Genomic DNA, 2,925 nt, shown 5'->3' on the forward strand with positions numbered 1-2,925 from the left:
GGGGGTTGTGGGACCCACTTGGGTGTGCTGACACGCACTCGAAGAGTTACAAAGTTCAGTGTTAGTTGAACGGTGTGGGAAAGCCGGCCGTAGAGGGTGAGAGCCCCGTAAACGAAAATGCTGTGCCTCTTTGTGGTGTTCCCGAGTAGCAGCGGACTCCTAGAATCTGCTGTGAATCTGCCAGGACCACCTGGTAAGGCTGAATACTTCCTGGTGACCGATAGCGGACAAGTACCGTGAGGGAATGGTGAAAAGTACCCCGGGAGGGGAGTGAAATAGTACCTGAAACCGTTCGCCTACAATCCGTCAGAGCCTTTAGGGGTGATGGCGTGCCTTTTGAAGAATGAGCCTGCGAGTTAGTGGCATGTGGCGAGGTTAACCCGTGTGGGGTAGCCGTAGCGAAAGCGAGTCTTAATAGGGCGTTTTTAGTCGCATGTTCTAGACCCGAAGCGGGGTGATCTAGCCATGGGCAGGTTGAAGCGTGGGTAAGACTGCGTGGAGGACCGAACCCACCAACGTTGAAAAGTTGGGGGATGACCTGTGGTTAGGGGTGAAAGGCCAATCAAACTCCGTGATAGCTGGTTCTCCCCGAAATGCATTTAGGTGCAGCGTCGCGTGTTTCTTGCCGGAGGTAGAGCACTGGATGGTCTAGGGGGCCCACAAGCTTACTGAAATCAGCCAAACTCCGAATGCCGGTAAGTGAGAGCGCGGCAGTGAGACTGCGGGGGATAAGCTTCGTAGTCGAGAGGGAAACAGCCCAGATCGCCAGCTAAGGCCCCTAAGCGTGTGCTAAGTGGAAAAGGATGTGGGATCGCATGGACAACCAGGAGGTTGGCTTAGAAGCAGCCACCCTTTAAAGAGTGCGTAATAGCTCACTGGTCAAGTGGTTCCGCGCCGACAATGTAGCGGGGCTCAAGCACACCGCCGAAGCTGTGGCATTGACACTTTGCTCGGCATTGCTCTTCGGAGTTTTGTCCAGGCGTGTTGATGGGTAGGGGAGCGTCGTATGGCGGGTGAAGCGGCGGAGTGATCCAGCCGTGGACGCCATACGAGTGAGAATGCAGGCATGAGTAGCGAATGAAGGGTGAGAACCCCTTCCGCCGGATGACCAAGGGTTCCAGGGCCAGGCTAATCCGCCCTGGGTGAGTCGGGGCCTAAGGCGAGGCCGAGAGGCGTAGTCGATGGATAACGGGTTGATATTCCCGTACCCGCAAAGAAGCGCCCAAGACGAACTTCACTGTACTAACTACTTGATCAATTCAATGGCTTCGGCCGGCGATGCGGGAGACTAGGACCTTGGTGGGTAGTAGTTTAGCGATGGGGTGACGCAGGAAGGTAGATGATCCCGGCCGGTGGTTGTGCCGGGGTAAGCGTGTAGGCCGTACCGTAGGTAAATCCGCGGTGCATGTAGGCTGAGACGTGATGCCGAGCCGTTCTGGTGAAGTCATTGATCCTATGCTGCCGAGAAAAGCCTCTAGCGAGCTTCGAGCGGCCCGTACCCGAAACCGACACAGGTGGTCAGGTAGAGAATACCGAGGCGACGGGTGAACTGTGGTTAAGGAACTCGGCAAATTGCCCCCGTAACTTAGGGAGAAGGGGGGCCGGACGCGTGAAGCCACTTGCTGGTGGAGCGTGGTATGGCCGCAGAGAGCAGGGGGAAGCGACTGTTTACTAAAAACACAGGTCCATGCCAAGTCGTAAGACGATGTATATGGACTGACGCCTGCCCGGTGCTGGAACGTTAAGGGGACCTGTTAGCTCTTCGGGGCGAAGCGGAGAACTTAAGCGCCAGTAAACGGCGGTGGTAACTATAACCATCCTAAGGTAGCGAAATTCCTTGTCGGGTAAGTTCCGACCTGCACGAATGGCGTAACGACTTCCCCACTGTCTCAACCACAGGCCCGGCGAAATTGCAGTACGAGTAAAGATGCTCGTTACGCGCGGCAGGACGGAAAGACCCCGGGACCTTTACTATAGCTTGACATTGGTATCTGAATTTAATTGTGTAGGATAGGTGGGAGACTGTGAAGCTCGGACGCCAGTTCGGGTGGAGTCACTGTTGAAATACCACTCTGTTGGGTTTGGGTATCTAACTTGCGGCCCTGATCGGGTCGAGGGACAGTGTCTGGTGGGTAGTTTAACTGGGGCGGTTGCCTCCTAAAGGGTAACGGAGGCGCCCAAAGGTTCCCTCAGCCTGGTTGGCAATCAGGTGTTGAGTGTAAGTGCACAAGGGAGCTTGACTGTGAGACTGACGGGTCGAGCAGGGACGAAAGTCGGGACTAGTGATCCGGCACTTGCGTGTGGAAGCGGTGTCGCTCAACGGATAAAAGGTACCCCGGGGATAACAGGCTGATCTTCCCCAAGAGTCCATATCGACGGGATGGTTTGGCACCTCGATGTCGGCTCGTCGCATCCTGGGGCTGTAGCAGGTCCCAAGGGTTGGGCTGTTCGCCCATTAAAGCGGTACGCGAGCTGGGTTTAGAACGTCGTGAGACAGTTCGGTCCCTATCCGCCGTGCGCGTTGGATACTTGAGAAGGGCTGTCCCTAGTACGAGAGGACCGGGACGGACGAACCTCTGGTGTGCCAGTTGTTCCGCCAGGAGCATGGCTGGTTGGCTACGTTCGGAAGGGATAACCGCTGAAAGCATCTAAGCGGGAAGCTCGCTTCGAGATGAGGTATCCCACCACCTTGAGTGGGTAAGGCTCCCAGCTAGACGACTGGGTTGATAGGCCGGAGATGTAAGCACGGTAACGTGTTGAGTCGACCGGTACTAATAGGCCGAGGGCTTAACCACTCTAAACATTGCGCTTGCGTCCACTGTGTGATTCACAGCAAACGAACAACCACCCCACTGTGTGTGGGTTGCTGGTTTGTTCCACGCTGACGGCTGTTTCGGTGGTCATAGCGGAGGGGAAACGCCCGGT

General features: G+C 56.0%; 1 rRNA gene. It reads left to right on the forward strand.

What is annotated here, in order from left to right:
- Positions 1–2,795, forward strand: a 23S ribosomal RNA gene (locus AB0I88_RS41150); the annotation flags it as partial.
- Positions 2,796–2,925 lie beyond the last annotated feature (130 nt).

Origin of the sequence: Actinoplanes sp. NPDC049802 (genome assembly GCF_040656595.1) — a bacterium.
GTDB lineage: Bacteria > Actinomycetota > Actinomycetes > Mycobacteriales > Micromonosporaceae > Actinoplanes.